At 55.1% G+C, this 23,631-nt stretch carries 25 protein-coding genes and 4 pseudogenes; 19 read left to right on the top strand and 10 right to left on the bottom strand.

What is annotated here, in order from left to right; genetic code table 11:
* Positions 1 to 1,098: 1,098 nt before the first annotated feature.
* The gene (locus SGP1_RS05295) at positions 1,099 to 1,281 is read right to left on the bottom strand and encodes a hypothetical protein (RefSeq protein ID WP_041866649.1); all 183 of its coding nucleotides are present in this window, start codon (positions 1,279 to 1,281) and stop codon (positions 1,099 to 1,101) included.
* A gap of 150 nt (positions 1,282 to 1,431) precedes the next feature.
* Here SGP1_RS05295 and SGP1_RS05290 point away from each other — a divergent pair.
* The 7 genes and pseudogenes from SGP1_RS05290 (at position 1,432) to SGP1_RS34960 (ending at position 5,995) form a co-directional block, all read left to right on the top strand.
* A pseudogene (locus tag SGP1_RS05290) lies at positions 1,432 to 2,275 on the top strand (LysR family transcriptional regulator).
* 462 nt (positions 2,276 to 2,737) lie between these two features.
* Positions 2,738 to 3,691, top strand: a pseudogene (locus SGP1_RS05285) (MFS transporter); the annotation flags it as partial.
* A 96-nt stretch (positions 3,692 to 3,787) separates the two neighbouring features.
* A pseudogene (locus SGP1_RS26640) lies at positions 3,788 to 4,447 on the top strand (transposase).
* A gap of 78 nt (positions 4,448 to 4,525) precedes the next feature.
* Complete coding sequence (locus tag SGP1_RS05280; RefSeq protein WP_041866648.1) at positions 4,526 to 4,744, top strand: hypothetical protein; 219 nt, start codon at positions 4,526 to 4,528, stop codon at positions 4,742 to 4,744.
* Positions 4,744 to 4,959 (top strand): hypothetical protein, encoded by a 216-nt coding sequence (locus SGP1_RS23425; RefSeq protein WP_050747422.1) that lies wholly within the window; start codon positions 4,744 to 4,746, stop codon positions 4,957 to 4,959. The genes SGP1_RS05280 and SGP1_RS23425 overlap by 1 nt, the downstream gene beginning before the upstream one ends.
* Positions 4,960 to 5,052: 93 nt before the next feature.
* Complete coding sequence (locus tag SGP1_RS34965; RefSeq protein ID WP_050747421.1) at positions 5,053 to 5,604, top strand: glycoside hydrolase family 28 protein; 552 nt, start codon at positions 5,053 to 5,055, stop codon at positions 5,602 to 5,604.
* On the top strand, positions 5,579 to 5,995 hold the full coding sequence (locus SGP1_RS34960; RefSeq protein ID WP_158302332.1) for a glycosyl hydrolase family 28 protein: 417 nt from the start codon (positions 5,579 to 5,581) through the stop codon (positions 5,993 to 5,995). The genes SGP1_RS34965 and SGP1_RS34960 overlap by 26 nt, the downstream gene beginning before the upstream one ends.
* 132 nt (positions 5,996 to 6,127) lie before the next feature.
* On the opposite strand, the gene SGP1_RS05270 is transcribed toward SGP1_RS34960, so the two are convergent.
* Genes SGP1_RS05270 through SGP1_RS05250 form a run of 5 tightly spaced genes read right to left on the bottom strand, consistent with a single transcriptional unit; the run spans position 6,128 to position 12,300 of the window.
* The gene (locus SGP1_RS05270; protein ID WP_243466256.1) at positions 6,128 to 7,120 is read right to left on the bottom strand and encodes a substrate-binding domain-containing protein; all 993 of its coding nucleotides are present in this window, start codon (positions 7,118 to 7,120) and stop codon (positions 6,128 to 6,130) included.
* 54 nt (positions 7,121 to 7,174) lie between these two features.
* Entirely contained in the window at positions 7,175 to 8,212 is a 1,038-nt protein-coding gene (locus SGP1_RS05265) for an ABC transporter permease (RefSeq protein WP_011410366.1), read from the bottom strand.
* Positions 8,213 to 8,245: 33 nt separating this feature from the next.
* The gene (locus SGP1_RS05260) at positions 8,246 to 9,751 is read right to left on the bottom strand and encodes a sugar ABC transporter ATP-binding protein (RefSeq protein ID WP_011410365.1); all 1,506 of its coding nucleotides are present in this window, start codon (positions 9,749 to 9,751) and stop codon (positions 8,246 to 8,248) included.
* A complete protein-coding gene (xylB, locus tag SGP1_RS05255; RefSeq protein WP_011410364.1) occupies positions 9,748 to 11,262 on the bottom strand; it encodes a xylulokinase in 1,515 nt (504 codons plus the stop codon). Before xylB ends, SGP1_RS05260 begins: the two co-directional genes overlap by 4 nt.
* A 3-nt stretch (positions 11,263 to 11,265) precedes the next feature.
* Positions 11,266 to 12,300, bottom strand: coding sequence for an NAD(P)-dependent alcohol dehydrogenase (locus SGP1_RS05250; protein WP_011410363.1), 1,035 nt, complete (start codon positions 12,298 to 12,300; stop codon positions 11,266 to 11,268).
* A 223-nt stretch (positions 12,301 to 12,523) separates the two neighbouring features.
* On the opposite strand from SGP1_RS05250, the gene SGP1_RS05245 reads away from it, so the two are divergent.
* From SGP1_RS05245 to SGP1_RS05235, 3 genes are all read left to right on the top strand, one after another.
* On the top strand, positions 12,524 to 13,054 hold the full coding sequence (locus tag SGP1_RS05245; protein WP_011410362.1) for a D-lyxose isomerase: 531 nt from the start codon (positions 12,524 to 12,526) through the stop codon (positions 13,052 to 13,054).
* An 84-nt stretch (positions 13,055 to 13,138) separates the two neighbouring features.
* Positions 13,139 to 14,140 (top strand): LacI family DNA-binding transcriptional regulator, encoded by a 1,002-nt coding sequence (locus SGP1_RS05240; protein ID WP_011410361.1) that lies wholly within the window; start codon positions 13,139 to 13,141, stop codon positions 14,138 to 14,140.
* Positions 14,141 to 14,634: 494 nt separating this feature from the next.
* Positions 14,635 to 15,606 carry a hypothetical protein gene (locus SGP1_RS05235; RefSeq protein ID WP_011410360.1) on the top strand — a complete coding sequence of 324 codons (972 nt, stop codon included), beginning with the start codon at positions 14,635 to 14,637 and terminating at the stop codon, positions 15,604 to 15,606.
* Between the two features lie 184 nt (positions 15,607 to 15,790).
* Here SGP1_RS05235 and SGP1_RS32725 read toward each other — a convergent pair whose 3' ends face one another.
* Positions 15,791 to 16,153 carry a hypothetical protein gene (locus SGP1_RS32725; RefSeq protein WP_243466255.1) on the bottom strand — a complete coding sequence of 121 codons (363 nt, stop codon included), beginning with the start codon at positions 16,151 to 16,153 and terminating at the stop codon, positions 15,791 to 15,793.
* Positions 16,138 to 16,365 carry an SDR family NAD(P)-dependent oxidoreductase gene (locus SGP1_RS32720; RefSeq protein ID WP_041866647.1) on the bottom strand — a complete coding sequence of 76 codons (228 nt, stop codon included), beginning with the start codon at positions 16,363 to 16,365 and terminating at the stop codon, positions 16,138 to 16,140. Before SGP1_RS32720 ends, SGP1_RS32725 begins: the two co-directional genes overlap by 16 nt.
* A gap of 272 nt (positions 16,366 to 16,637) precedes the next feature.
* Between SGP1_RS32720 and SGP1_RS05220 the strand changes: the two are divergent.
* Positions 16,638 to 17,552, top strand: a pseudogene (locus SGP1_RS05220) (AraC family transcriptional regulator).
* Positions 17,553 to 17,591: 39 nt separating this feature from the next.
* Here SGP1_RS05220 and SGP1_RS05215 read toward each other — a convergent pair.
* Positions 17,592 to 18,275, bottom strand: coding sequence for a TetR family transcriptional regulator (locus SGP1_RS05215; RefSeq protein WP_011410358.1), 684 nt, complete (start codon positions 18,273 to 18,275; stop codon positions 17,592 to 17,594).
* Positions 18,276 to 18,395: 120 nt separating this feature from the next.
* Between SGP1_RS05215 and SGP1_RS35575 the strand changes: the two genes are divergently transcribed.
* The 4 genes from SGP1_RS35575 to SGP1_RS32710 all read left to right on the top strand — a co-directional run bounded on the left by SGP1_RS35575 (position 18,396) and on the right by SGP1_RS32710 (position 19,472).
* Positions 18,396 to 18,569 carry a hypothetical protein gene (locus SGP1_RS35575; RefSeq protein ID WP_341532844.1) on the top strand — a complete coding sequence of 58 codons (174 nt, stop codon included), beginning with the start codon at positions 18,396 to 18,398 and terminating at the stop codon, positions 18,567 to 18,569.
* 66 nt (positions 18,570 to 18,635) lie between these two features.
* Positions 18,636 to 18,830, top strand: a complete 195-nt coding sequence (locus SGP1_RS35570) for a class I SAM-dependent methyltransferase (RefSeq protein WP_341532858.1) — start codon at positions 18,636 to 18,638, stop codon at positions 18,828 to 18,830.
* A gap of 32 nt (positions 18,831 to 18,862) precedes the next feature.
* The gene (locus SGP1_RS35565) at positions 18,863 to 19,057 is read left to right on the top strand and encodes a methyltransferase (RefSeq protein WP_341532843.1); all 195 of its coding nucleotides are present in this window, start codon (positions 18,863 to 18,865) and stop codon (positions 19,055 to 19,057) included.
* Between the two features lie 61 nt (positions 19,058 to 19,118).
* The gene (locus SGP1_RS32710) at positions 19,119 to 19,472 is read left to right on the top strand and encodes a hypothetical protein (protein ID WP_243466173.1); all 354 of its coding nucleotides are present in this window, start codon (positions 19,119 to 19,121) and stop codon (positions 19,470 to 19,472) included.
* A 149-nt stretch (positions 19,473 to 19,621) separates the two neighbouring features.
* On the opposite strand, the gene SGP1_RS32705 is transcribed toward SGP1_RS32710, so the two are convergent.
* Positions 19,622 to 19,840 carry a hypothetical protein gene (locus SGP1_RS32705; RefSeq protein ID WP_243466172.1) on the bottom strand — a complete coding sequence of 73 codons (219 nt, stop codon included), beginning with the start codon at positions 19,838 to 19,840 and terminating at the stop codon, positions 19,622 to 19,624.
* 500 nt (positions 19,841 to 20,340) lie between these two features.
* Here SGP1_RS32705 and SGP1_RS23410 point away from each other — a divergent pair, with 500 nt between their 5' ends.
* The 4 genes from SGP1_RS23410 to SGP1_RS05195 all read left to right on the top strand — a co-directional run bounded on the left by SGP1_RS23410 (position 20,341) and on the right by SGP1_RS05195 (position 23,507).
* The gene (locus SGP1_RS23410; RefSeq protein WP_050747418.1) at positions 20,341 to 20,676 is read left to right on the top strand and encodes a hypothetical protein; all 336 of its coding nucleotides are present in this window, start codon (positions 20,341 to 20,343) and stop codon (positions 20,674 to 20,676) included.
* Positions 20,677 to 20,678: 2 nt separating this feature from the next.
* Entirely contained in the window at positions 20,679 to 20,984 is a 306-nt protein-coding gene (locus tag SGP1_RS23405; protein WP_050747417.1) for an alginate lyase family protein, read from the top strand.
* A gap of 890 nt (positions 20,985 to 21,874) precedes the next feature.
* Positions 21,875 to 22,330, top strand: coding sequence for a dihydroxy-acid dehydratase (locus tag SGP1_RS34955; protein ID WP_341532857.1), 456 nt, complete (start codon positions 21,875 to 21,877; stop codon positions 22,328 to 22,330).
* Positions 22,299 to 23,507: a dihydroxy-acid dehydratase gene (locus SGP1_RS05195; protein ID WP_279379442.1), complete on the top strand. Its 1,209-nt coding sequence runs from the start codon at positions 22,299 to 22,301 to the stop codon at positions 23,505 to 23,507. Before SGP1_RS34955 ends, SGP1_RS05195 begins: the two co-directional genes overlap by 32 nt.
* The last annotated feature ends 124 nt before the right edge of the window (positions 23,508 to 23,631 follow it).

The following is a 23,631-nucleotide window of genomic DNA, read 5'->3' as shown; positions in this document are numbered from 1 at the left end:
GCCTACGCGTCGTACCGTTTCACCTCGCCCTGAAACGATCGCTCCGCTGGCGCGGACATCTGATGCAATACACGATTCATCGGCAAGGCGTTTGATGCTCCTTCTCGTTCGGCCCTTCGCCCAGATTGCGACTACTACGATCTCTGCTGACTTCTCGCTCCGGCTTGCACCGTCGCCCTTTCAGGTGTCAGGCGAGATCTCCCCAGGTAAGAACGCATTCCTTCACTGCACAACCACCGGATCTACGCCACCTCGCCTTGACCACAAGAGTTTCACGGTTTCTAGCCCACTCACCCTGCTCGCCAGCGCCTTCTATCCGATTCTTGTTCATCGGCTCGCAGTTTCTCTCTACACTTCCTCCCCACGCTCAGTCACCCTTGCGCAGTTGTGCTTCGCTCACTGTGGCCAGCTCGCGGCGGGACTTGCACCCACAAGAGTGCGCCCATGCTGGGCGCACTAAAAAAGCCCGGGAAAACCGGGCAATGTAAGAGCGAAGGAGGATGGTACAGTGGTTTTATTAAATGATAGCATTGGCGTCCCAGCGTGTAATGAGTGCTGTTTACCAGGGAATTGCGTCATCCTCCAACGCTTAGGGAGATACGCCTATGTCAGGAAATAAGCGCATGGATAGCCCGCTTTTTTAGCATCATTATTCCCAGCGCCATGAACACCTTAGGTTAGCGATATCCCCCCGTTTAATAAGACCTGACCGGCCGCGAGTTCTAGAATATTGGCCCGTTTCCGCCAGCGAAGGCGATATTAACTCCTGGTCGCCGCATAAGCTGCGTTGGCTGAGTAATTATTTCTCTGACCAAGTAGCAAATAATAGGCTGGATAACATGATTTAACGCATAATTTGATTAACCGGGGGGTCAACTAACCCACAACGCCAGCGAGCATCCTCGTGCCGGGTGTAGAATTACTTCTGACAGAGGTAGCCACTAAATTTCGCGGCGTGCAGGCGCAACGACTATCGGTTGCAAACCTCTATCCTGCGGCGGTGGGATAAAACAGATCTGGTGTTGGCACCTAACACTCTACCCTCGTAGCGGCACCGTCCTTGCCTACGGTTTGACGGTCTTTGCCAATGACGCAGCATCAATCCTGCCCTGCTGACCAACGATATTGCGCGTCGGAAACCGGCTCCAGCCAGGTTACCGTGGCGCCCCCGACTCGGGCCGGCGCCGGCGTCTGGAAAGGAGAATCGATCCTGACCCGGCCGGTGAAATAGGCCTCCGATCCGATGGCGGAGGGGATTGATGCGCTGCGGCGAATGTTCATAAAGGTTTTCTCGCTCTGAAGGGATGCGACCAGCCTATCAGCCCACCAGCGTGACGATTAGCGGGGCAAAGAAGAATAGCGTTATGAATCTTATTCATCAGTCAACCCGCTATAATGCGTTATCGACACTCGTTAAAGAGGACAGTTTGGGTGCTAAAAGAGAACTTCAATGATCTCATGGCGTTCCTCGTTGTCGCCGAAGAGCGCAGTTTTAACCGTGCGACGGCGCGGCTGGGGTTATCGCAATCCGCCTTAAGCCACTCCATGCACAATCTGGAAGAGCGGATGGGTATTCGTCTGCTCACGCGTACCACGCACAGCGTATCGCCGACCCAGGCCGGTGACCGATTGCTCGCACGTATTGGGCCACATTTCAACGATATTGAAATTGAGCTTAATGCGATGAAAGACATGCGCGATGTGCCGGCAGGAAATATCCGGATCACCGCCGGTGAGCATGCCACCGATTATATTCTCTGGCCGGTATTGCGCACCTTTATGCCGCAATGGCCGGATATACAGGTTGAGGTGACGGTGGATAATGCCTTGACTGATATCGTTAGCCACCGTTTTGATGCAGGGGTCCGCCTGGAAGAGCAAGGTGGCCAAAGATATGGTGGCGATCCCGATAGGTCCGCCAATGAGGATGGCGGTCGTAGGATCACCCGCTTATTTCACCCGCCATCCACCACCGCTGACGCCATCGGATCTGCAACACCACCGCTGTATCTCGATGCGCTCGTTGACGCTGGGCGGGCTGATGCCTTGGGAATTTGCACGCGACTGCAAAGAATTGCGGGTACGGATTGAGGGCCAGTTGATTATCAATGCCCTCCGCCATCGTATTGCAGAGGCGAAGGCCGATATGGGTCTGATTTACCTGCCTGAAGACACCGTCGCTCTGGAAATTGCCAAGGGACGCCTTATCCTGGTGTTAGAGGAGTGGTGTGACGTTTTTCCCGGCTATTATCTCTATTATCCAAGCCGACGTTAGCACACGACGGCATTCTCCCTCTTCGTCACGGCCCTGCGCGCCAACAGGGAGGCGGGCGCAGATTGACGGCCGCTATTCCCCCAGCCACCCACTACCGGCTAAGCGCAGCGCCTGGCGTATACCTTCGGGCGCCGGCGGCGTCAACGTCACAGCAGATTGTGAGCTGGCGCACGTTTGGGAAATTTTTCAATAACATAGTGAAATAATGGAATTGTTCACGACACCGTTCCCGCCAAGAATACCTCCGAGCCTCCGGCGCTGACGATGCAGTTGATTATTCAAATACCTACCGCGGCGGCCCAGCGGGCATCGCCTGACAACGGGCTTTCCACCTCCAAATGACGGCTGCCGTCGGCCCAACGGCCGATTCATGTGCAGCGTTATCGCGGCAGGGTAAACCCGCCTGTTATGAAACGCATTCGACACGCTTAATTGCTGATTCCATTTTTGCGAGGGAGATAAATGTCGCAGCATCCTGACTATGACAACATGCGCGTTTATAAGAAGAAAAACATCACGATGCTTCGCTCTTTAGCCTATGCCATGACGGACCTGAATGGATCAGCCTGGGGAACACTGGTCAGTTCTTATTTGATGTTATTCTTGACCACTTTCGCCGAACTTAATGCCGGCCTTGTTGGCACCATGTTATTTGTCTTGAAACTACTCGATATGCTGGTGTGCGGCACTATCGGCGGCGTGTCGGATCATCTCTTTAGTACCCGTCTGGATCGTCGGCTTGGCCGCCGCCATACATTATTTATCGTTGGGGCGATATTAACGCTTATTTGCTTCCCGCTCCTCTTTACCGTGCAAGTAGGTTCCTATCTGTGGTATTTCATCGTCTTGTTCCTGCTGGACACCGCGCAATCATTTAACAACATTGCCTATGAAACGCTGGCGACCGAGATGACCGATGACGCCAATGAACGGGTAAAGCTGAGTTCGGTACGGATGTTTATCTCCGCATTTGGTACCTTTGCGGTAACCAGATTGCCCGCCATTTTGCTTTCCGCCCTGGGGAAAGACAGCGCCGAGGACTACACCCTTTCTGGCATCATTTTCGGCATTGCGCTGTGCGCCGGCACACTTATCACCTATTTTACCACCTGGGAATTTTCCCCTCGATACGTGGCAGAGTTTGAACAAAATACCAAAACCGCTGAAAAGAAAACAGTTCTGTATGCTTTCAAGGAATACGGCCGGGTTTTAAAAACCAAGGCCTGCCGCAGGACCTGCACCCTCTATTTCGTCTCTTATTTTGCCAAGGATTGTTTTAATACCGCTTTTTTCTTTTTCGTCGCGTTTGTGCTGGGCCTTTCCCAGGCGATGGCACAAGCGGCCTCCTCCCTTTCCATCATTGGCCTGATCGTGATCCCCATCGCCACCTATTTTATGTACCGGTACGGGCCGAAATGGCTCTGGACTTGGGCTTTCTCGTTGATGATCCTAGTTCTGGTCTATTATTATCGTCTGCTCAAATCACTACCGTCATTTCAATATCTGCACTCCATGGCAAAGCAAAAGTTTAAAATAACCAACTGGTCCACTTACAACAAAGCTCTCAAGCAGCGCGGGGCTCTGACGATATGGCTGGATGAGTCGGCAATTGTTGCATGGGCGGAAAAAACAACGCCTGAACGGCGTGGCCGGCCGCTTCACTACGCAGATATGGCTATCACCACTGTTCTGATGATGAAACACGTGTTTGGCCTTTCGTTAAGGGCTTTACAGGGCTTCGTTGACGCCATTTTTAAACTGATGGTGCTGCCGCTAAGATATCCAGACTACTCGCTGATCAGCAAAGCTGCATATGGCTGCAGACAGTGTAACGCATGAGATTATCTGTGCTGACTTATTCAGGCCCTACCAGCTCTGATAAACCAGACCCAGCGGAAAATCAGGGAAGTGTTGGCTGATGGCGCTTACGATACCCGCTACTGTCATGATGCTCTGCTGAGGAAGAAAATAAGGCCTCTTATTCCTCCACGAGGTGGGGCGCAATATTGGCCAGACCGATACCATGAGCGTAACTACGCCGTTGCGAATCAGCGTCTAAGCGGCAGTAACGATGTATGGAAAAAGCAAGTGGGCTATCATCTAAGTCTGCGTGACTATGATGCGCAGGTAGGTGAGGCGTTAGGAATGCCGAACAGCATCCGGATCGCATAACAATCGATCTGCTAGGGGGGCGTAGTCACAAGTTCTGATTTATTCAACAAAGCTACCGACGGCGCCAAACTCGCCATTATGCTGGCCTTTATCATTATTCCACTCATATGCTTACTGTATTCGCTCTATCTTGCTCGCACCTTTAACCTTAATCCGCACACCTACAAAATCATCAAAGACGAAATGACCCGCCTGCAGCAGGGTGGCTCAAAAGCGGACGTTGATCCTATCACCCGCGCCGTAGTTGAAGATTTGACGGGTTATCCTTACGCTGAAATTTGGGATGCCAATAAATAATGACCCGCTATAACGCCACACATTACCCCCACCTGCAGGATGCCATTGACGCGACCGCAGCGGCCGCCTCACCTGGCGCCAGCGCGGAGCTGGTCGTTCCCGCAGGTCTCTATGAAACCGGTCCTCTGACGCTTTATAGCGATTTAATTATCACGCTGGATCCGGGGGCCATCATTCGCTTTATCGCTGACCCCGATTGCTATCCGCCGCTATAGACGCGCTGGGAAGGTATTGAGTGCTATGCATGCGGCCGCTGATGTATGCGAGCGAGGCCCATAACATTACCCTGTGCGGCGAGTGTATTATTGATGGCGCGGGCCAGTGGTGGGGGATACCTTTCGCCAGATCGAAGCAGAAGACCGCATGACCCCCGCGAACCTTATGAGCTGGCGCTCGCCGAACGCAATCCCGATTATCTCTCCCGCCCCGGAGGCAGAGCGCGGCCGCAAACGCAGTTTCTTCGTCCGCCGCTGCTGCAATTTTGGAAATGCAGCCAGATTCGCCTTGAGGATATCACGCTGCAAAATTCGCCTTTCTGGACCTGCCATACTGTGTATTCGCGGGATATTACCCTCAAGGGCATCAAAATAATCAATCCCGCCGATGCGATCAATACGGACGCCATCGATCTTGACTCCTCGGAAAATATCCTCATCGAAGAGTGTCTTTTCGATGTCGGCGATGATGCCGTGACGTTGAAATCAGGCTCAGGCGCGGATGGGTTACGCATTAATATGCCAACACGCGGCGTCTCGGTCAGCCAGTGTAAAATTTTGGCAAGTCACGGCGGTATCGCCATCGGATCCGAAACCGCGGGGGGGGGGGATCGAGGATGTGACGGTACGCGATTGCGTCTTTGAAGGGACTCAGCGGGCGATACGACTGAAATCACGGCGCGGCCGGGGCGGCACCATCAAGAATATCACGCTGAGCAATCTGACCATGACCGGCTGTTGGTGCCCGATTGTCATCGGACAATATTTCGCGCCCGGTGTCCTGCCGGCCAAGCGCGACACCACGTTATCTGAAGCACCGCAACCGCTAACGGCCATGACGCCGCGGATAGAGAACGTGCGGATAGCCCATGTGCTGGCGACCGATGTCCGCGGCGCCATCGCCGCTTTTATTGTCGGGCTGCCCGAAGCGCCTATTCAAAATGTCACCATAACAGACTATCGCTACGCTGGCGCAGGAAGACCAGTTGCTTCCAACCTGGCATACCGAACCCACCGAAGGTCATTTCCACGATGACGACCGCGATATAAAAGTGATTAACGCCGACAATGTGACCTTCTCGTAACGCGTCAGCCCGACGCATCGCGCCGGGCTGACGTTTCCCTTAACCGAGGCCACGCTTACCTGACCGCGCGAGTGGTCCAGGACTTATTTACGCGCGTCCAGCAGTTGGGCTGCATTTTGCGGCGTCACTTCGGTCCAGGGTACAGAATAGCGCTTGGCCTCGCCGCCGTCCCAATTCATTTGGCCGGCATACTGCTTCCAGATATCCGACTGCGGTTGGTAGCTATCGCCTTTCACCGCATGCAGCGCAACGTCAATCGATCCCTGCATCTGCGCGTGCGCATCCTGCAGAATCGATACCATTTCGCCCGCCTGCACTGCGCGGATGGCATCGGATACACCATCAACGCCGGCAATGGCGAAATCTTTCACGTTCAGATTGGCGCTTTTGATAGCTTCGATAGCGCCCAGCGCCATTTCGTCGTTTTGCGCAATGACGCCATTAATCTGGCCTTTATGCTTCTGCAACCAGTTTTCCATCAAAGGCAGCGCTTCAGCGCGCGACCAGTTGGCGGTTTTGCGCTCCAAAACTTTGATGTTGCCCGCGACGCATTCGGCGATAGCCTTATCGTTACCGTGCCCACGCTGGATCTCGCCGCTGCCTCCTTTTGGGCCTTCGATAATCACCACGTTGCCCTTGCAATTCATTTTCTTCAGCACGGACTTGGCTTCCAAATAACCGCCCAGCACATCGTCAGAGACCACTTCCGACGTCATTTTGTAGGTATTCAGCCGGGCATTGGTGACGATAACCGGAATTTTGGCTTCGTTCGCCATAGTGACCACGTCAATATTGGCCTCGTAGTCCATGGGGTTGATGATGATGGCATCAGCATGGGTCTGAATAGCGGTTTCGGCCTGGTTGTTTTGCACCATCGGATCATAACGGCCGTCATACATGGTCAATTGGACATCGCCGCTTTTTACAGCCGGGTGCTCTTTCGCCGCTTTTTCCATCAGTTGGACAAACTCTGCTTTCATGCCATACATCAATACGGCGATTTTTACCGGCGCAGCCTGTGCCACTACACTATTGGCAAAAAACAGGCTGGAGGTCAGTAACGCTATTTTCGTCATCTTATTCATGGATGCTCCTGGTCATGTAGGGAAACCGCGTGAGTTATTGGTGTTTTAATCGCGCTGTTGTTTGCGCGAAGGGTCGAGCAATACCGCCACAACGATTAATGCGCCTTTGATAATCTGCTGGTAATAAGACTGCACGCCCAGCAGGTCAAGTCCGTTATTCATTACGCCGATAATCAAAATACCGAAGAAGGTGCCGACCAGAGTGCCTACGCCACCCGCCATACTGGTGCCGCCAATGACCACGGCCGCAATGGCGTCAAGCTCATAGGCGGCCCCTGCGCTGGTCTGCGCGGAGCCGGTGCGGGCGGTCAATATAAGACCGGCGATACCCGCCAACGCGCCGCACAAGGTGTAAACCAGGACTTTGATTTTCACCACGCTTATCCCGGACGTGCGGGCGCTTTTCTGATTGCCGCCCACCGCATAGACATAGCGTCCAAACAGAGTTTTATTCAGCAGCACCCAGCCCAGGGCAAACAGGGCGATAAACAAAATGACAGGCACCGGTATCCCCAGCACATAGCCATTACCCAACCAGCGAAAATCCGGATTGAGCTGCGAGACCGGGTTACCGTCGGTGGTGAGCAACGCCAGACCGCGCGCCGCCGATAACATACCCATGGTGACAATAAACGGCTGCAGGCGGTAACGAGCCAGAATGGTACCGTTAATCAACCCGCAGACAATACCAATGGCCAACGCCACCAGCATCGGCATAATCAGCGCGTGGGCGCTGTCGCCAATCGACAGGCCGCTATTGGTCGTGGCAAAACGTGCTGCAACGATGCCGCTCAACGCCAGTACCGAGCCGACAGAAAGATCGACGCCTGCGGTAATAACCACAAACGTCATACCGATGGCCAGAATGCCGTTAATGGAAATCTGACGTAATACAATCAGCATATTTTCATTTCTGAGAAAATAATTATTACTCCAGGCGCCGTTTGCCACCTGAACCTCACCAATAATGGTCACGACAAGGCAAAGAACAAAAAACGCGATGATAATGCCGTATTTGTGCAGGCGCCGTTTATTGCGCGCAATAAACGTCAGCCCCTGGGTCAGTGAATGCGTACTGTCCATAATAAGGTTCTCGTTAATTTAATTATGCCGGCTTTAAACCGCCAGCTTCATCAATTCCGCCTGGGTCGACTGTCCGGCCTGCACTTCCCCCGCCAGACGGCCGTCTTTAAACACAATAATTCTGTCGCTCATGCCAATAATTTCGGGCAGTTCGGAGGACACCATGATGATGCCTTTATCCTTCAGCGCGAATTCAGACATGAACCGGTAGATTTCCTTTTTGGCGCCCACATCAATCCCGCGCGTGGGTTCATCCAACAACATGACCTGCGGGTCGAGCAGCGCCCAGCGTCCAAGCACGACTTTCTGCTGATTGCCGCCGCTGAGATTACCGACGATATGTTCTCCGTCCGGGGTTTTGACGTTGAACCTTTTTATCATTTCCGCAGAACGCTTCCGCTCCAGCTTATCGTTGATAAAACCGCCGCGGCTGATGGAGGTAAACGAGGCGATGTTAATATTTTCCATGACCGATCGGCACAGCACCAGCCCGGTATCCTTGCGATCTTCTGTCACATAAGCGATACCGCTGGCAATAGACGCTTTGGGCGAATGACGGGCCAGTTGCCTGTCGCCAATCCTGACCGAACCGCTGTCGGCATGCTTGATACCAAAAATCAGATCGAGAAATTCGCTGCGCCCTGAACCGACTAGACCGTAGATACCGAGTATTTCCCCCCGCTTGAGCGTCAGGCTGATATCGCGGATCTTGCTGCCCCAACTGAGGTTTTTCACCTCCATAATCACGTCTTCGCCCGGTTGGTTAAATTTGGCGAATTCGTCTTTGAATTCCCCGCCGATGATATGCTCAATCAGCTGTTCGCGGGTGATATCGCGCAGGAAGCCTTCATGAATATAGGCGCCGTCGCGAAAAATGGTGTAGCTGTCGGCTATCTGGAAGATTTCCGACAGGCGATGGGACACGTAAATGATACCCTTGCCTCTCTGTGCCAGACGGGTAATCACCTGGAATATTTTCTGCACATCCTCTTCGCCAATCGCCGAGGTGGGTTCATCCATGATGATAATGTCGGCATCGGCATGGGACATCGCCTTGGCAATTTCCACCAGTTGCTGTTCAGCCACGCTCAGGTTGCGCATTTTTTCCGTTGGCGACAGGGCGAACTGTAGGTCTTCCAGCAGCGCCGCGGTCTGCTGATTCATTTTACCGAAATCAACAAAACCGAGCCGGCGCGGCTCGCGCCCCAACCAGATGTTTTCCGCGACCGTCAAGTCAGGGATCGCGCTCAGCTCCTGTTGTACAATGGCCACGCCGGCTTCCAGGGCCTCTTTGGGATGCGCGAATTCGCAGCGTTTCCCGTTGATAAAAATATCGCCGCCGTCCGGCTGAATAAAGCCCATCAGGATGCTGAGGAAAGTGGATTTTCCAGCGCCGTTGCCGCCGCACAGGGCATGAATCGACCCGCGCCGCAGACAAAACTCGGCGTTTTTCAGCGCCACGACGGGGCCAAAGCTTTTTTTGACCTCCGTGACCTCCAACAAATAGGCCGCTTCAGCGCCGGCGTTTTCACTGCTCATAGGCTCACCCCATATTCTTGTTGCAGCAGGCGCAGATAGCCCGGATAAAGCTCGGCGTAGCGCTGCTGGCGCTGCGAATCCGGGCGACAACGGCTGTCCTCATCCAAATGGACAAAGCGTTCGCACAGCGACTGCAACTGTTCACGGGCCGGACGCTGCGGGTTTTGCGCCACGCGCAGGGACCAGATAGCCTGAATGGCGGCGCCCAATGCGGCGGCTTCTTTTTCCACGGGACAGACCACCGGGCAATTCATCACGTCCGCCACAATTTGCCGCCAGCGCGGACTGCGGGCACCGCCGCCGGTCAGGCGAATTTCCGTGACCGCGATCCCCTGCTGACGAAACAAGTCCATACCGAAGCGCAGCCCGTAGGTGGAGCTCTCTACCACCGCCAGGCAAAGATTGGCCGCGGTGAAATTATCCGCATCCAGATTATGCAGACTGGCCTTGGCGCCAGGCAGTTGAGGCACCCGCTCGCCGTTGAAGAACGGCAACATCAACATGCCGCCGGCGCCGGGGTCCGCCTGTTCCAGCGCCTGGTTGAATGCGCTGACATCCTTATCAAGCAACTTTTGCACGGCCCCGCTGGCGGAGGTGACATTCATGGTGCAAATCAACGGCAACCAGTTGTTGGTGCTGGAGCAAAAACCGGCGATCATTTCCGAATCGGCCACCACCGGCGCATCAGCACAGGTAAATAAGGTGCCCGACGTGCCCAGGCTCATGGTCAGAATCCCCGGCTGGATATTGCCGGTGCCGATGGCCGCCATCATGTTATCGCCGCCGCCGCTGGCCACCGGCGTACCTGGCGTCAGCCCCAGACGTTTGGCCGCCTGAGCCGTTACCCCGCCAATACAGGTTTCAGCGCTTACCAGCGGCGGCAGCGCACGCCACAAACGGCCGCTGCTGTCGATTTTATCGATGGTGTCACGATCCCAGCAGCGCTGACGAATATCGAATAGACCGCTGCCGGAGGCATCGCCGTATTCCGCCACGCGCTGCCTTGTTAACCAGAAATTGAGGTAGTCGTGCGGGAGTAACACCGTCGCCAGCCGCTGCCACAGTTCCGGATGTTGCTTCTTGAACCAGATGATTTTGGAAGCGGTATAACCAGTGGTAACCATCAATCCAAGTTGCGCCAGCGATCCGCTGATACCACCGAGCTGCTCCAGCAGCCAGTCGTTTTCCGCCGCGGTTTCGGTATCGCACCACAGCTTGACCGAATGCAACACCTCGCCCGCCTCGTCGAGCGCGACAAAACCGTGTTGCTGGCCCGACACCGCCAACCCTTGAATGTCCTCCGGGTTGACCGCTGCCGCGTCGATGGCGCGACCGAACGCGCTGACCAGCGCGTCGACCCACCATTGTGCCTGCTGTTCGCGGCGCCCGGAGGCGTCGCTTATCAGCGGATGCAAGGCGCTGCCTTCACCGAGGATCCTTCCGGACTCGTCATCGACGATTACCACCTTCGTCCCCTGCGTACCGCAGTCGATACCGGCAAAGATCGCCATGTGTTACTCCATTTCCAGCATGATTTTGATATCGCTCGGGCTCCCCGCGGCAGCGCGATCGAACGCCTCGATGGCATCGTTGAATTTGTAGGTTTGCGAAATCAGCGGCTGGACTTTCAGCTTGCCAGCGCTGAGCAGCCGCAGCGTGCGGGGATACATGTTGGCATAGCGGAAAATGGTCTTGAAAGTGACCTCCTTCTCCTGGGCGGCAACGATATCCATCGGCGCGGCATCAATCGGCATCCCCACAAGCACCGCAGTTCCACCGGGGGCGATATGATCGCTGATGCTGGCGATGGCCTGCTTCGCCCCGCTACATTCAAACACCACGTCCGCGCCGTTACCGGAGGTCAGAGCGGCGACTTTCTCGGCCAGATTGCCGGTTTTGATATTGACCGCATGCAGCCCGGGATAACTTTCAGCGACTTTCAATTTTTCCGCGAACATATCGCAGATAATGACATCGGAACATCCGCCTGCCAGCGCAGCGAGCGCCGTCACAACGCCGATCGGACCAGCACCGATGACCAGCGCAATATCGCCGGGTTTAATGCCGGCTTTGGTTGCGGCATGCATACCGATCGCCAGCGGTTCCACCATTGCGCCTTCGGAGAAACTGACATTGTCCGGTAATTTGAAGGTAAACGCGGCCGGATGGACTACCGTTTCGCGCAGACAGCCGTCGATGGGCGGCGTGGCCCAGAATCGGACCGCTGGATCCAGATTATAAATGCCGGCGCGGGATTGTGCGGATTGCATATCGGGAATGCCCGGTTCCATGCAAACGCGATCGCCTTGCTGTAAATGACGAACATTTTTCCCGACGGCTAGCACAACGCCGGCGGCTTCGTGGCCGAGGACCATCGGCGCTTTAACCACAAACGGGCCGATACGGCCATGTTGGTAGTAATGCACATCGCTGCCGCAGATGCCGACGGAATGAATTTTTATCAGTACATCGTCATCACCAGGCTGCTCGTTAAATTCGCGATCCTGAATGGCAATTTTGCCCAATTCTTCAAGCACTAATGCTTTCATAACACGTTTTTCCTGATCATTTTAATGATATCGATATCATTATCTTGCGGCGGATACTAAATGACTTATCGCTGAAAATCTGTGAGGTGGGTTAAAAAATGAGGAAATTTGTAAACATTAAGACTATTTTGGCCGTAATAATAGTCTCAATCGCCGCCTGTTAGCGGTGTGAACGGCTTTTTGTCAATGATACCGATAACATTCACCCTAGTAGGAGGACGTCATGACAACGCATGAAAAAGCGCGGGAAGAAACGGCATCCGTGCTGAACGAGGCAGGCATCGTTATCACCGAAGCGGAAAAGGAAAAGATTGAAATCGCCGATTTTGGCCTACAGAGTTATCCTGTTTCCGGCCTACAATTACTGACCTATTGTAATTCGCCACGCTATTGTGCGAAGGAGCTGGTGTTATTCCCCGAACAAACGTGCCCAGAACACTTGCATCCGCCGTTCGACGGCACGCCCGGTAAGCAAGAAACCTTTCGCTGCCGCTGGGGAGAAGTTTACCTGTTCGTCGACGACCCCACCCTGGCCCTGAATCACGGCGAAGTGGCGCCACCGGCCGGCGACGAAGAGTGGTATCATTGTCAGCGCTACATCGTACTGCGTGCAGGGGGACAATATACCATCCCTCCCAACACCCGCCATTGGTTCCAGGCCAGTGCACAGGGTGCGGTCGTGTCCGAATTTTCCTCCGAAAGCCGGGACGATTTGGACATATTTACCGACCCTCGCGTGCGACGCGTGGCATAAAACGGGGAAGATCATTCGCTTCCGGCACAGGGATGTGTCATGATACTAAAATGATACAAAATGATAAAAACATAGGAGTGTAAATTGGCACCAGGCAGGAAGGTCAAGGCTACGCTTGCAAGCGTAGCCGCACAGTCCAACGTCAGCAAAATCACCGCATCGCGCGCGTTCTCCCATCCGGAGAAGGTTCATCCGGATACGCTCAGGCGCGTGCTGGAAACGGCGCAGGAGATGGGCTACGTTGTGAACACGGCGGCGAGAAATCTGCGCGCCAGAGCCAGTAAAACGATAGGCATCGTCAATCCCGATATGGGCAACCCTTTCTTCGGCAATCTGACCAAGCTCATGACGCTTGAAGCGCAGAAGGCCGGTTATGACACGCTGGTCTTCGATTCATGGGAATCACAAGAGCAGGAAAACCGTATTATCGACAAGCTTATTGGCTACGGCGTCGATGCGATAGTGTTGTCGGTCATCTCTGCCGATCAAAACTATCGACCGGCGTACTTCGAGCGGCTGGCGTTATTGAATATTCCGATCATCCTGGTGGACCGCGAGCTGGATATTGCCTCCTGCAGCGGCGTATATATCGACAATCTCGATTGCGGGCTACAGGCGGGCCGCTTTTTACAAGAGCAGCAGGCGCAGCGGGTGGTTGTGGTGTCCGGTCCGGACGACTCGAACGTCGCCCGCGAAAGGGTTACCGGCGTTACCGCCGCACTGCAGGGCAAAATAGCGCACCTGGATATTCTGTATGCCGATTTTTATATGGATGTGGCCTGGCAGGTCACCACGTATTATCTCAATCACCAGCCGGCGCCAGATTATTTCGTAGGCTGTAATAACCAGATATCGCAAGGCATCATCAAATCCTGCATTGACCATCGGCTGCGACCGATGCAGGATGTTTCCGTTTTTAGCATCGATGAAATTCCCCATGCCGCCGTTTTCGGATTCAATTTCCCCTGTATCGCCCATGATCTGTATGAGATGGCCTGGCAGGCGATTAATCTGGCGGTACGCCGCGCCTCGGATAGTCAAATCAAACCGGGTAAAGTGATTATTCGCGGTAAAATGATGGTATGACGCGGGCTGGTTTGTCCCGGACATCCCCCGTTGTACCAAGCGCATACCGCTCACGCGGTGCCGCGTCCAACGCGTTCGCTGAGCGCCCCCAGTCCCCCCTTTTCCCCGCAACGGCGATTTTTGCAAGAAAGTGCTACATCCCGCTCCAGCGGTTCCGCCCGGGACATAGACTGCCCTGCTGCCCCCTCACCCGACTGCGCAGGCATTATGCCTGAGTCTTATTCCATGCCTTGAGCAGACGTGGTGTCCCGCGACGACCTGACACTTTGCGCAAGCCTGAACATCGCTTCCTGCGCTGTTGCCGGCGGTCTACATCCGGCCGCGCGGCGGATGAAGCGCATGCCTGTTTTAGCAATAACTCATTAAAAAGCGCTTTTGCTCTTTTCCCTATATTTAGAAGGGATTAATACTACTCCTGTGCTGCACAGTGCAATGACCCATTCCTCAAACAATAAGCAGGAGATAATCGATGTCTATCGTCACTTCCCTCATAAGTGAGTCATCCGCACATCACCTTTCATCAGCTCGCTCTCGGTGAAGCGGAAAACGTTGCATTTCATCGATCGGCCGCCACCGGGTGGGCGAAAAGCCGTAGTCCGGTTCCCCCCTCACCTCCGCTACCGGATCACCATGCCGGCCCTCTGACTGCGGAAGACCGCAGGCCCTCACCGGACCGTTGGGGCGGTCTCTGGAACAATATTGCCGTCTGGCGGCGCAAGAATGAAGAGGTTTGCCAACAGGAGGCGCTGACCGCGGAAACAGGCGCAACCGGCACGTTGGTGGGGACGCTCAAACGCCTTACCGATTTGCTTTTAGGAGCAAGTTTACTGACTGGCCTGAGTAGCACGGGCGTAATGCCACCGCGTCGTCGTTCTTTAGGCTCGGACTGGCGGGGATGGCCCGCTCCGTTCTCGCTTGAAGATCCCATGGGCGAGACCCTCCTGCGCGAAAACGCCGGCTGGCAGAGCGGCGGCGCAGGTTTGGCTATAGCCAAACGGCAGATGCCCTTATTGCCTCGCCATGACCAGGTTGAAACTTTCCCGCTTTATACCCTGCTCGAAAAAACCCTTAATAGTATCGCTGTGGAAAAAGAGAAAAACCGCGTTTACGTCGCCATCCTCAATCATAACCGGCGCAAGTACGGTGATGGAAAGCTCTACCGCATGCAAAAGAAGAATCGGGGCAATCATTTTCACCACGTGCGGTATGTCGACATGGACGGCAAACTTATTCCCGTCAGGGTGGTGCGGTATCCGGGTCAGCATTTGAATTATGAAATCTACGATGTGGGCCATCCAGCCGCAAAAGGGTTTCCCATAAAATTTGACGGCGCCCGTTGGGTGTTTGATAAGCCGCCGGCGGAGCCGTTGAACACCCGCCCAGCCTCTTATCGCGGCGGAGCAAATCACGTCCATAATTTCTCCTCGCCTGCGGACGTGGATCATGTGTTTCTGCGATTCGGTTAGTCGCTCGCGAGGAGGGGTCTCACCCGTGCTTAGCCGACCACGGCACAGCCATGGTCACTCGCTCCGCTCCGGTATTGGCGCCAACAGCGGCAAAATAAGCCTCCCCTTTGCCAACCACATCGTCTATGGCCGCAGGCCGCCATAGACGATAACCCTCAGCCGACAAAAGACGCTTAAGCGCCCCTTAGCCCGCGACATCATCATGATCGGTCGTGAACGACAGGCTTTCCCAAGCATCGATTTCTGCCAAGCGTTCCGTCAATGCTTTGCGAGCGATCGCCAAGGCATCGGAACCGAGCAATAAATGCCGGGGCGGTGTCTTTTCGTTCGCCAATCGAAGAATGGCGGGTCCGAATTTCACCGGGTCGCCCGGCTGCTTATGATTATATTCCCGGTACACGGCTTCCGTTTGCTCTCTGACATCATCATAATCCGCGATGGGATCAGCGGAAAAACGGACCGAACTGGCGTCAAGAAAATCGGTGCGGAAATAGCCCGGCTCGACGACGGTCACATGAATGCCGAAAGGGGCTAAATCGCGCGCCAGGTTAATGCTGAAACCTTCAACTGCAAACTTGGACGTGCCATAAAGGGTACATAAATCGAAAGCCGGTCGGTATGGGCCGTAAAGGCCGCGCGGGCCGCTTCGCTATCCCGTGCCGTCACCACGACATTGTCCCCTGCCGCGAGTACGGTCTGCGCCAGTTGGGCGCCCAGCCCGCGGCCTGCTCCCGTGATAAGCCAAGTTTTATGCGTCATAGTATCAGTCTCCTATCGGGTAAAGAGATAGCGTTGTTGGGGAAGCGCGACGTGCGCTTCGAGGGTGCGCAGGCAGAAAGGATATCGCCCGTGCTCATGGCCCGTGGTCGCCGCGGGATACCCGACTCCAAACACCGCTATAGTGTTTAAGCGTAGGCAGGCACAGCGTTGACGAAAAGGCGTATTCCTCTTCATTGATTGCCTGATACTATTCAAACCAGAAATAGAGCGATTATCAGGCGAAAATGAGTTTTCATCAGGATGTAGGAAAAATGCGCGACGCTATTGCCTCGATACCGCGTCAAATGGCGCTGCTGCTGGACACGCTTGCCCGCGCCGAGGGTTACACACGCTCATTGCTTGAGGGTATACAGTTTATGCGGGCCGAACACCCACTCGAACGTACCCCGGTGCTGTATGATCCCTGCATCGTCATCGTATGTCAGGGCCGTAAGCGAGGGTATTTGGCGGAAAAGGGGTATTGCTATGATCAGCACCACTATCTGGTTCTGTCCGTACCCTTACAGTTTCTCACGGAAACGGAAGCCAGCCCGCAATATCCCCTTCTGGCCGTGGCGATAGCCCTGAATATGGCGGTGCTGTCGGAGCTGGTCATGTGGCTTGACAGGCCCGGAACGCGGGCCTGCGACGCGCCGGAAGGCATTATCTACACGCCGCTGGATGCGGCAATAGCCGATACCACATTACGCCTGTTGCAGGCGCTGGCCTCAAAGGAAGAAGCACGCATCCTCGGCCCGCAGGTGGTGCGCGAGCTTTATTATCGAGTGCTGGTGGGGGAACGGGGCAATGCGCTTAGGGCGGCGTTGGCGAATCAAGGGCATTTCGCCCATATCTCCCGTTCGCTGGAGCGCATTCATCGCGGACTACCCCCGCGCTGTGTCCATCGCCACGCTGGCAGAAGATGCCGGGATGAGTGTTCCTGCTTTCCATAAACGCTTTAAAGCCGTCACCGGCACCTCGCCGCTACAGTACATTAAATCCTTACGCCTGAATCAGGTGCGATTGTTGATGATACGCAACTCTCTCAGTGCCACGTCAGCAGCGTTCAAAGTGGGTATGAAAGCCCGTCGCAATTCAATCGCGAATTTCGGCGTTTTTTCGGCCGCAGTCCGGAGGAAGAAGCGCGGAAAATGAAAGCAACCTTTGCCTTGCTGCCGCCGGTTTAACCCTGTGGGTCGCGCCGTTCTGCCTTTGCTGCTAGTGACTCAAGTTGGCTCGTCGCTATCGTGACGCGCCTGTGTCGGATTGTCACTATTCTGACGCGCCTGTAAGGACGTCAGCCAGGCACAGAACATATCCGCCATCCCCTCCGCCCAGCGGTTAACCGCTTTCGGCGAGCGGGCATTTTCTGAAACCGCATGGCCCACCGTGCTTAAGGTGGTGGTAATCAATTCCCCCGCCTGGACAAGGGTGGCCTGCGACGCGCCGGGCAGGACTTCCCGCATAAATGTTTGAAAAACAATGTCACCTGCGGCTTTCGCCTGCTGCGCTTCAGGCGCATCGCGATAAAGGGACGCGGCGTCGTTCAACGCGACGCGCATCGCGACTTCTTCACACTCGGATTGAATAAAACTGTGGACCAGGGTGCTCAGTCTGTCCAGCGGCGGCCTGCCAACCTCTTCCAAAATACGGCGCAACATTTCCGTGGTTTGCTGCCATTCATCGAACTGCAGGCGAAAAAGAATCGCCGCTTTGTTGGGGAAATACTGATACAGGGAGCCAATGCTGACGCCGGCTTTTTCGGCGACCCGCGCGGTGGTGAAACGCTGAGCATCCTCCTGGGCCAAAACCTGAGTCGCCGCCTGCAAAATGGCGGCAACCAGCTCCGTGGAACGGGACTGTTTGGGGTGTTTTCGTGAGGAAATACGCGCGGTCTGGCGATTGGTCATAAGCGTGTTTTAACCCGGCAATGAATGCGAATAGCAAATATGAGTTATTCGTCGCATTATAACAATGTGATAAATTAATAGCATTCTTTTTTACGGCTAGATACAGATCGGGATACCGTTATGACTTCAACACTCACCACCGCTCCGCTGGCGACATTACTGGAAAGCCTGTATGCCCAAGCTGCCGCGGCGACCAGCCCGGCGTTGGCCGGCATACCCCGCGAGGAGCGTGAGCGCCTGCTGCGCAGTAAAATCGATTATGTGGATTTTTACGGCCATCTGAAAGATCTTTAGTTGCCGGTGTCGCGCCAAACCGGCGTGCTGCTTTATCTATTGGCGCGCAGCGCCAATAGATAAAGCATTGTCGAATTTGGCACCTCGTTCGGTCTCTCCACCCTGCATCTTGCTGCCGCACTGCGCGAAAATGGCGGCGGTCTCATGATAAGCAGCGAGTTCGAGCCTTCCAAGGTGTTGCGCGCGCGAGCATATCGCGGCGGGCGGGGCGGGCTTGCTGATCTGGTGGAAATACGCGAAGGAGACGACTGCAAACGCTGACAGACCCGCTGCCCGATGTCATCGATCTGCTGTTGCTTGACGGCGCCAAGGCGCTCTACACCGACATTCTGTCGCGTCTGGAAACCCGACTACGCCCGGGCGCACTCATTATCGCCGACTATGCACACCACAACCAGGACTATCTGGAGTATGTCCGCACGCCCGCAAATGGCTACCTGTCCGTTGCCTGCGGCGAGGACGTCGAGCTGTCCATGCGGATCCATTAACCCCTTTTCATTCCATTCAGGAGACTCTTGGTATGCATGTATTTGTCACTGGCGCGACAGGATGAGTCGGCTCAGCCGTGGTTCAGAAGCTTATCAACGCCGGCCACCGGGTGACGGGACTCGTCCGTTCCGACGAAAAGGCGGCGACCCTTGCCGCGACAGGCGCCCAGGCGCAACCCTGGATGATCTTGATGTGTTGCGTCAGGCGGCAGGAGCGGCGGATGCCGTGATACATACCGCCTTTAATCACGATTTCTACCGGTTCATCGAGAGTTGCGAACAGGACCGGCAGGTGATTGAGACGCTTGGTAGCGCTTTGGCGGGAAACGATCGCCCGCTACTCGTCACGACCGGAGTATCGGGGCTGCCGCGAGGGGCGACGGAATATGACCGGGCAAGTCCGTCCGCGCACTGAACGACCGCGGTGTCCGTGCCGCTTTGATCCGCCTTGCCTCATCGGTTCATAGTCTGGGAGACCATGGCTTCGTGGCCCTCCTGATGCATCTGGCGCGGGAAAAAGGCATTTCGGCCTAGCTTGATAACGACCAGAACTGCTGGTCGGGCTTACATCGGCTGGATGCGGCACTCGTCTACCGTCTGGTACTGGAGCAAGGCGTGACCGAACCGGTGTACCACGCCGTGGCGGACGAGTAAGTACCTTTCAGGCTCATCGCGGCGACGATAGGTCGGCAGTTGGGGCTGCTCGCGGGGAGACGGGAGCCCCAGCATTTCGGCTAGTTCGCGGGGATGGTGGGCACGAAAATGGCCGCCTCCAGCACGCACACGCGTGCGATGCTGGGGTGGAAGCCAGAGGGTCCGGGTCTGCTGACCGAACTGGAGGATCCCGAGTATTACGCCGGCTGACGCCCTGCTTTTTCAAGCCGAAGGCTCTCGGCGGCAGGAGGCAACGGGTTCAGGGTGACCTGGACCCGTCATCATTGTCCCCTTCTTACTTAATGTAGAGCCAGCCACCGGTTAAGGCCTATCCGCTTTCAGGTTCTCTGCCCTCTGACGTCCATTTTGCCCGTGTCTGCGAAACCTATCCTAATACGAGACAGCGTCAATTTTGCCGTCAACGCGCCCTCCATTACCGTTTGTGGCATAAATGGGTTACCTTGATGCCTAATGCTAAACTGCGCCGCTCATCGGCCTGTTCCGGGGACAAGGAGGCGACGTTATGAATCGGTATAGCGCACGTTCACAGTATTAACCGCCGCGATGCTGCGGCCTTACCGTCGGTTTACGCGGCGCAAACCACAAAAGCGGCCCCGACCGCTTTACAGTTGCAAACGTCATCCTTGCATCAAGCGGTGATTTACGCCAGACGCCATGCCCCACAGCCGATAGCGCATTTGCATACCGAAGGAACGTTACCGCATCAGGGCATTTACGATCAAAACGTGCAGGCCCGGAAGGACCTGCCGTTAATGCTGAAAAACGCCCTCGCCTGGCAGGCCGGCATCGATGGTGATGAAGGCCTGCGCCAGGCGCGGCGCTATCTGTTGGCGTGGGTGACGACCTGGCAACCTGATGCCAACCCGATTGATGAAACCCCCTGCGGCCAATTAATCCAAACCTGGCACGTATCCGGCACCACGTACCGACGAGCGAGCGCCTGACGGTGGATCGCTTTCTCAGGCGTTGGGCCGATAGCTATCTGCACCGTATCGCGCAGGCCAATCAGGCCATGATCTGGCGCAATAACTGGCAGAGCCATCGTATCAAACTTCTGACCCTTATCGCCGTGGCCACTGACGATAGCAGGTTGTCTAATCGCTCCCGAGCCCTCTTCCGGCAGCAGATCGCCCAGAATATTGATAATGCGGGCGTGACGCTGGATTTTAAGGATCGAGATGCGTTGCATTATGTCGTCTATGATCTTCAGCAGCTGGTGGATGCCGCGTTGGCGGCCCGACACCGGGGGTAGGATTGGTATCATTGGCGGGCGGATAATGGCGCGTCGCTGGCCGGCGCGATCCATTGGCTACTGCCCTACGTCAACGGTGACAAGACCCACCAAGAATTTGTTCACACCTAGTCAAATTTGACCGGATACGGGCCAACGCGGGCATCAAAGGTTTCACGGGCGCTTTCGACGCCCAAAACGCCAGTGGATTACTGTGGCGCTCAACGCTCTTTGATCCATCATTTAACACGCTCGCCAGAACGCTTTCCGCTCAACCGCCCTGTTCTATCGCCGGCGACTTTTCGCCGCAGGGAACTCCGCTGTAATAGCAGCGTTATCATTAACCGCGACCTGCCAAAGCGGTCCGCTAGTTATCAGGGCTTTTATCAGCCGCGATAAGCGCCCCTGCGCGGCACGCGGGCGGGGGGATGTGAGCGATAACTACCTGCGCACGCCCCCCCTCCAGACAATTAACGCGCAATAGTTTCCCCCGAGTGACGGGCTTTACACGCGCTCAAGGCGTTTAAACCTGTTACAAAGATCACACTTCTGATATTTTCCTGGCGAATTTTCACTTTCACTAATAAAAGTAACTTCTATTAGCTGTTAATTTACCCACTGATTTGTAATCTTTTTTCCGTTGTCACCACCCATAAGCTACACACTGACTTTCATATATAAAAATTGCTCCCCAAGACGCAAGTCATAATCCCCGTCCTTGTTCACAAAGTCTTTAAATTGCGGCGCCGGGGGACACTATTGACGGATTACGGCCGCCCCCGCCACACTCCCACCTCATCATATCCCGTTAGCTAAGTGTGGGTAAAATGAAAAAGTATCGTAGCAAGGAGTGGTTCGGTCGCAAGGATAAATCCGGATTTATTGCCAGGAGCTGGTTAAAAAACTAAGGGCTGCCCAATGACGTTTTCGACGGGCGGCCGGTTATCGGCATCTGTAATACCTGGTCGGAATTAACCCCGTGCAATACGCATTTACGCGACCTGGCCGAGCAGGTGAAAACCGGCGTTCTTGAGGCGGGCGGTATTGCCTTTGAATTCCCGGTCATGTCGTTGGGTAAAGCATTAATAAAACCGACGACGATGCTGTACCGTAATCTCGCTAGCATGGACGTGGAAGAATCTATTCGCGCCAATTCCATTGATGGCGTCGTTGTCCTCGCCAACTGCGACAAAACCACACCGGCCTGCCTGATGGGCGCGGCCAGCGTTGACTTGCCTACAATGGTCGTCAGCGGCGGCCCCATGCTCAACAGCAAACACCAGGGGCGTGATATCGGTTCAGGCACTGATTTATGGAAATTCAGCGAAGATCTGCGTGCCGGTAATCATCAGCCAGTCGATGTTTGACGAAGCAGAAAACAGTATGTCGCGCAGCCCTGGTGCCTGTAACACAATGGGAACGGCTTCTACCCTCGACTGTATGGTGGAGGCGCTCGGCATGTCCCTGCCGGGTGCCGCTGCTATCCCTGCCGTAGATGCATCACGGCGCCGCGCGGCGCGTTTGTCTGGCCGCCGTATCGTCGGCATGGTGCAAGAGGAGCTGCGCATGTCGCAGATCCTTACCCGCGACGCGTTTGAGAACGCGATTATCGTTAACGCAGCGATTGGCAGGTCGACCAAATTTATATTGCATTTGCTGGCCATTGCCGGTCGGATTGAAGTGCCGCTTACACTCAGTGATTTCGACGTATTGAGCCAGAATATTCCCCTGCTCGCCAACCTTAAACCCTCAGGGGAATTCCTGATGGAAGATTTTTACTACGCGGGCGGCATACCGGCGGTGATAAGCCAGCTGCGCCATAAGCTGCACGATAATGTTATACAATGTAATGGCAAGACGCTGAGCGAGAATTATGTCGATGCCTCTATCTTTAATCCGCTCGTTATCGTCCCTGCCGAACAGGCCCTAATCAAGGATGCCGGCACCATTGTTCTGCGCGGCAATCTGTGCACGGACGGCGCGGTGATAAAACCCACCACCACCCCCGCGCTGCTAAATCACCAGGCCAGAGCGGTCGTCTTTGAGAATATCGAAAACTACAACCAGCGCATTAACGATCCCCAGTTGGATGTCACGCCCGACGATATTTTGGTGTTAAAAGGCACCGGGCCACGGGGCTATCCAGGCATGCCGGAGGTGGGGAATTTCGGCATGCCGCTAAAGCTAGTTCAGCAAGGCGTACGGGATATGATCCGTATCTCGGATGGACGCATGTCCGGAACCGCGTTTGGCACCATCGTCTTGCATGTCAGCCCGGAAGCCACCGTCGGCGGTACGCTGGCGTTGGTACGTAACAGCGATATTATCGAACTAAACTGCCATGAGCGTCGCCTGACATTGAACGTCAGCGAGGAAGAGCTGGCGCGGCGGAAAGAACAATGGCGGCCGCCCTTGCTGGATTATCCGCGAGGTTACACCCATTTGTATATACAGTCCGTCGAACAAGCCCACACCAGTGCCGATCTGAATTTCCTGCCGGGGAAGTCCGGCGGCCATATCCAACGCGAGCCGCATCCTGAATAATCACTAATGGAGGCATTATCAGCCAGTACTCGAAAGAAAAATTATTCGTCGCCCTGCTGGGAGACGTGTTGGACACCATGGGATTATTTCATCAATTCCTTTCACCGCAATTAAAACCCATTGA

The organism is Sodalis glossinidius str. 'morsitans', assembly GCF_000010085.1.
Taxonomy (GTDB): Bacteria; Pseudomonadota; Gammaproteobacteria; order Enterobacterales; family Enterobacteriaceae; genus Sodalis; species Sodalis glossinidius.
Note: the sequence above shows the minus strand (reverse complement) of the source record. Positions and strands in the feature narration are given on the sequence as shown.

What these genes read in the sequence shown, in the direction of transcription:
- SGP1_RS35575 (WP_341532844.1), top strand. Translation starts at nt 18,396, where the DNA reads ATGACTTCAACACTCACCACCGCTCCGCTGGCGACATTACTGGAAAGC.
- SGP1_RS05280 (WP_041866648.1), top strand. Translation starts at nt 4,526, where the DNA reads ATGCTGGCCTTTATCATTATTCCACTCATATGCTTACTGTATTCGCTC.
- SGP1_RS05245 (WP_011410362.1), top strand. Translation starts at nt 12,524, where the DNA reads ATGACAACGCATGAAAAAGCGCGGGAAGAAACGGCATCCGTGCTGAAC.
- SGP1_RS05260 (WP_011410365.1), bottom strand. Translation starts at nt 9,751, where the DNA reads ATGAGCAGTGAAAACGCCGGCGCTGAAGCGGCCTATTTGTTGGAGGTC.
- SGP1_RS05265 (WP_011410366.1), bottom strand. Translation starts at nt 8,212, where the DNA reads ATGGACAGTACGCATTCACTGACCCAGGGGCTGACGTTTATTGCGCGC.
- SGP1_RS23425 (WP_050747422.1), top strand. Translation starts at nt 4,744, where the DNA reads ATGACCCGCTATAACGCCACACATTACCCCCACCTGCAGGATGCCATT.
- SGP1_RS32710 (WP_243466173.1), top strand. Translation starts at nt 19,119, where the DNA reads ATGAGTCGGCTCAGCCGTGGTTCAGAAGCTTATCAACGCCGGCCACCG.
- SGP1_RS05250 (WP_011410363.1), bottom strand. Translation starts at nt 12,300, where the DNA reads ATGAAAGCATTAGTGCTTGAAGAATTGGGCAAAATTGCCATTCAGGAT.
- SGP1_RS32720 (WP_041866647.1), bottom strand. Translation starts at nt 16,365, where the DNA reads ATGACGCATAAAACTTGGCTTATCACGGGAGCAGGCCGCGGGCTGGGC.
- SGP1_RS05270 (WP_243466256.1), bottom strand. Translation starts at nt 7,120, where the DNA reads ATGACGAAAATAGCGTTACTGACCTCCAGCCTGTTTTTTGCCAATAGT.
- SGP1_RS05215 (WP_011410358.1), bottom strand. Translation starts at nt 18,275, where the DNA reads ATGACCAATCGCCAGACCGCGCGTATTTCCTCACGAAAACACCCCAAA.
- SGP1_RS34965 (WP_050747421.1), top strand. Translation starts at nt 5,053, where the DNA reads ATGGCGCGGGCCAGTGGTGGGGGATACCTTTCGCCAGATCGAAGCAGA.
- xylB (WP_011410364.1), bottom strand. Translation starts at nt 11,262, where the DNA reads ATGGCGATCTTTGCCGGTATCGACTGCGGTACGCAGGGGACGAAGGTG.
- SGP1_RS05295 (WP_041866649.1), bottom strand. Translation starts at nt 1,281, where the DNA reads ATGAACATTCGCCGCAGCGCATCAATCCCCTCCGCCATCGGATCGGAG.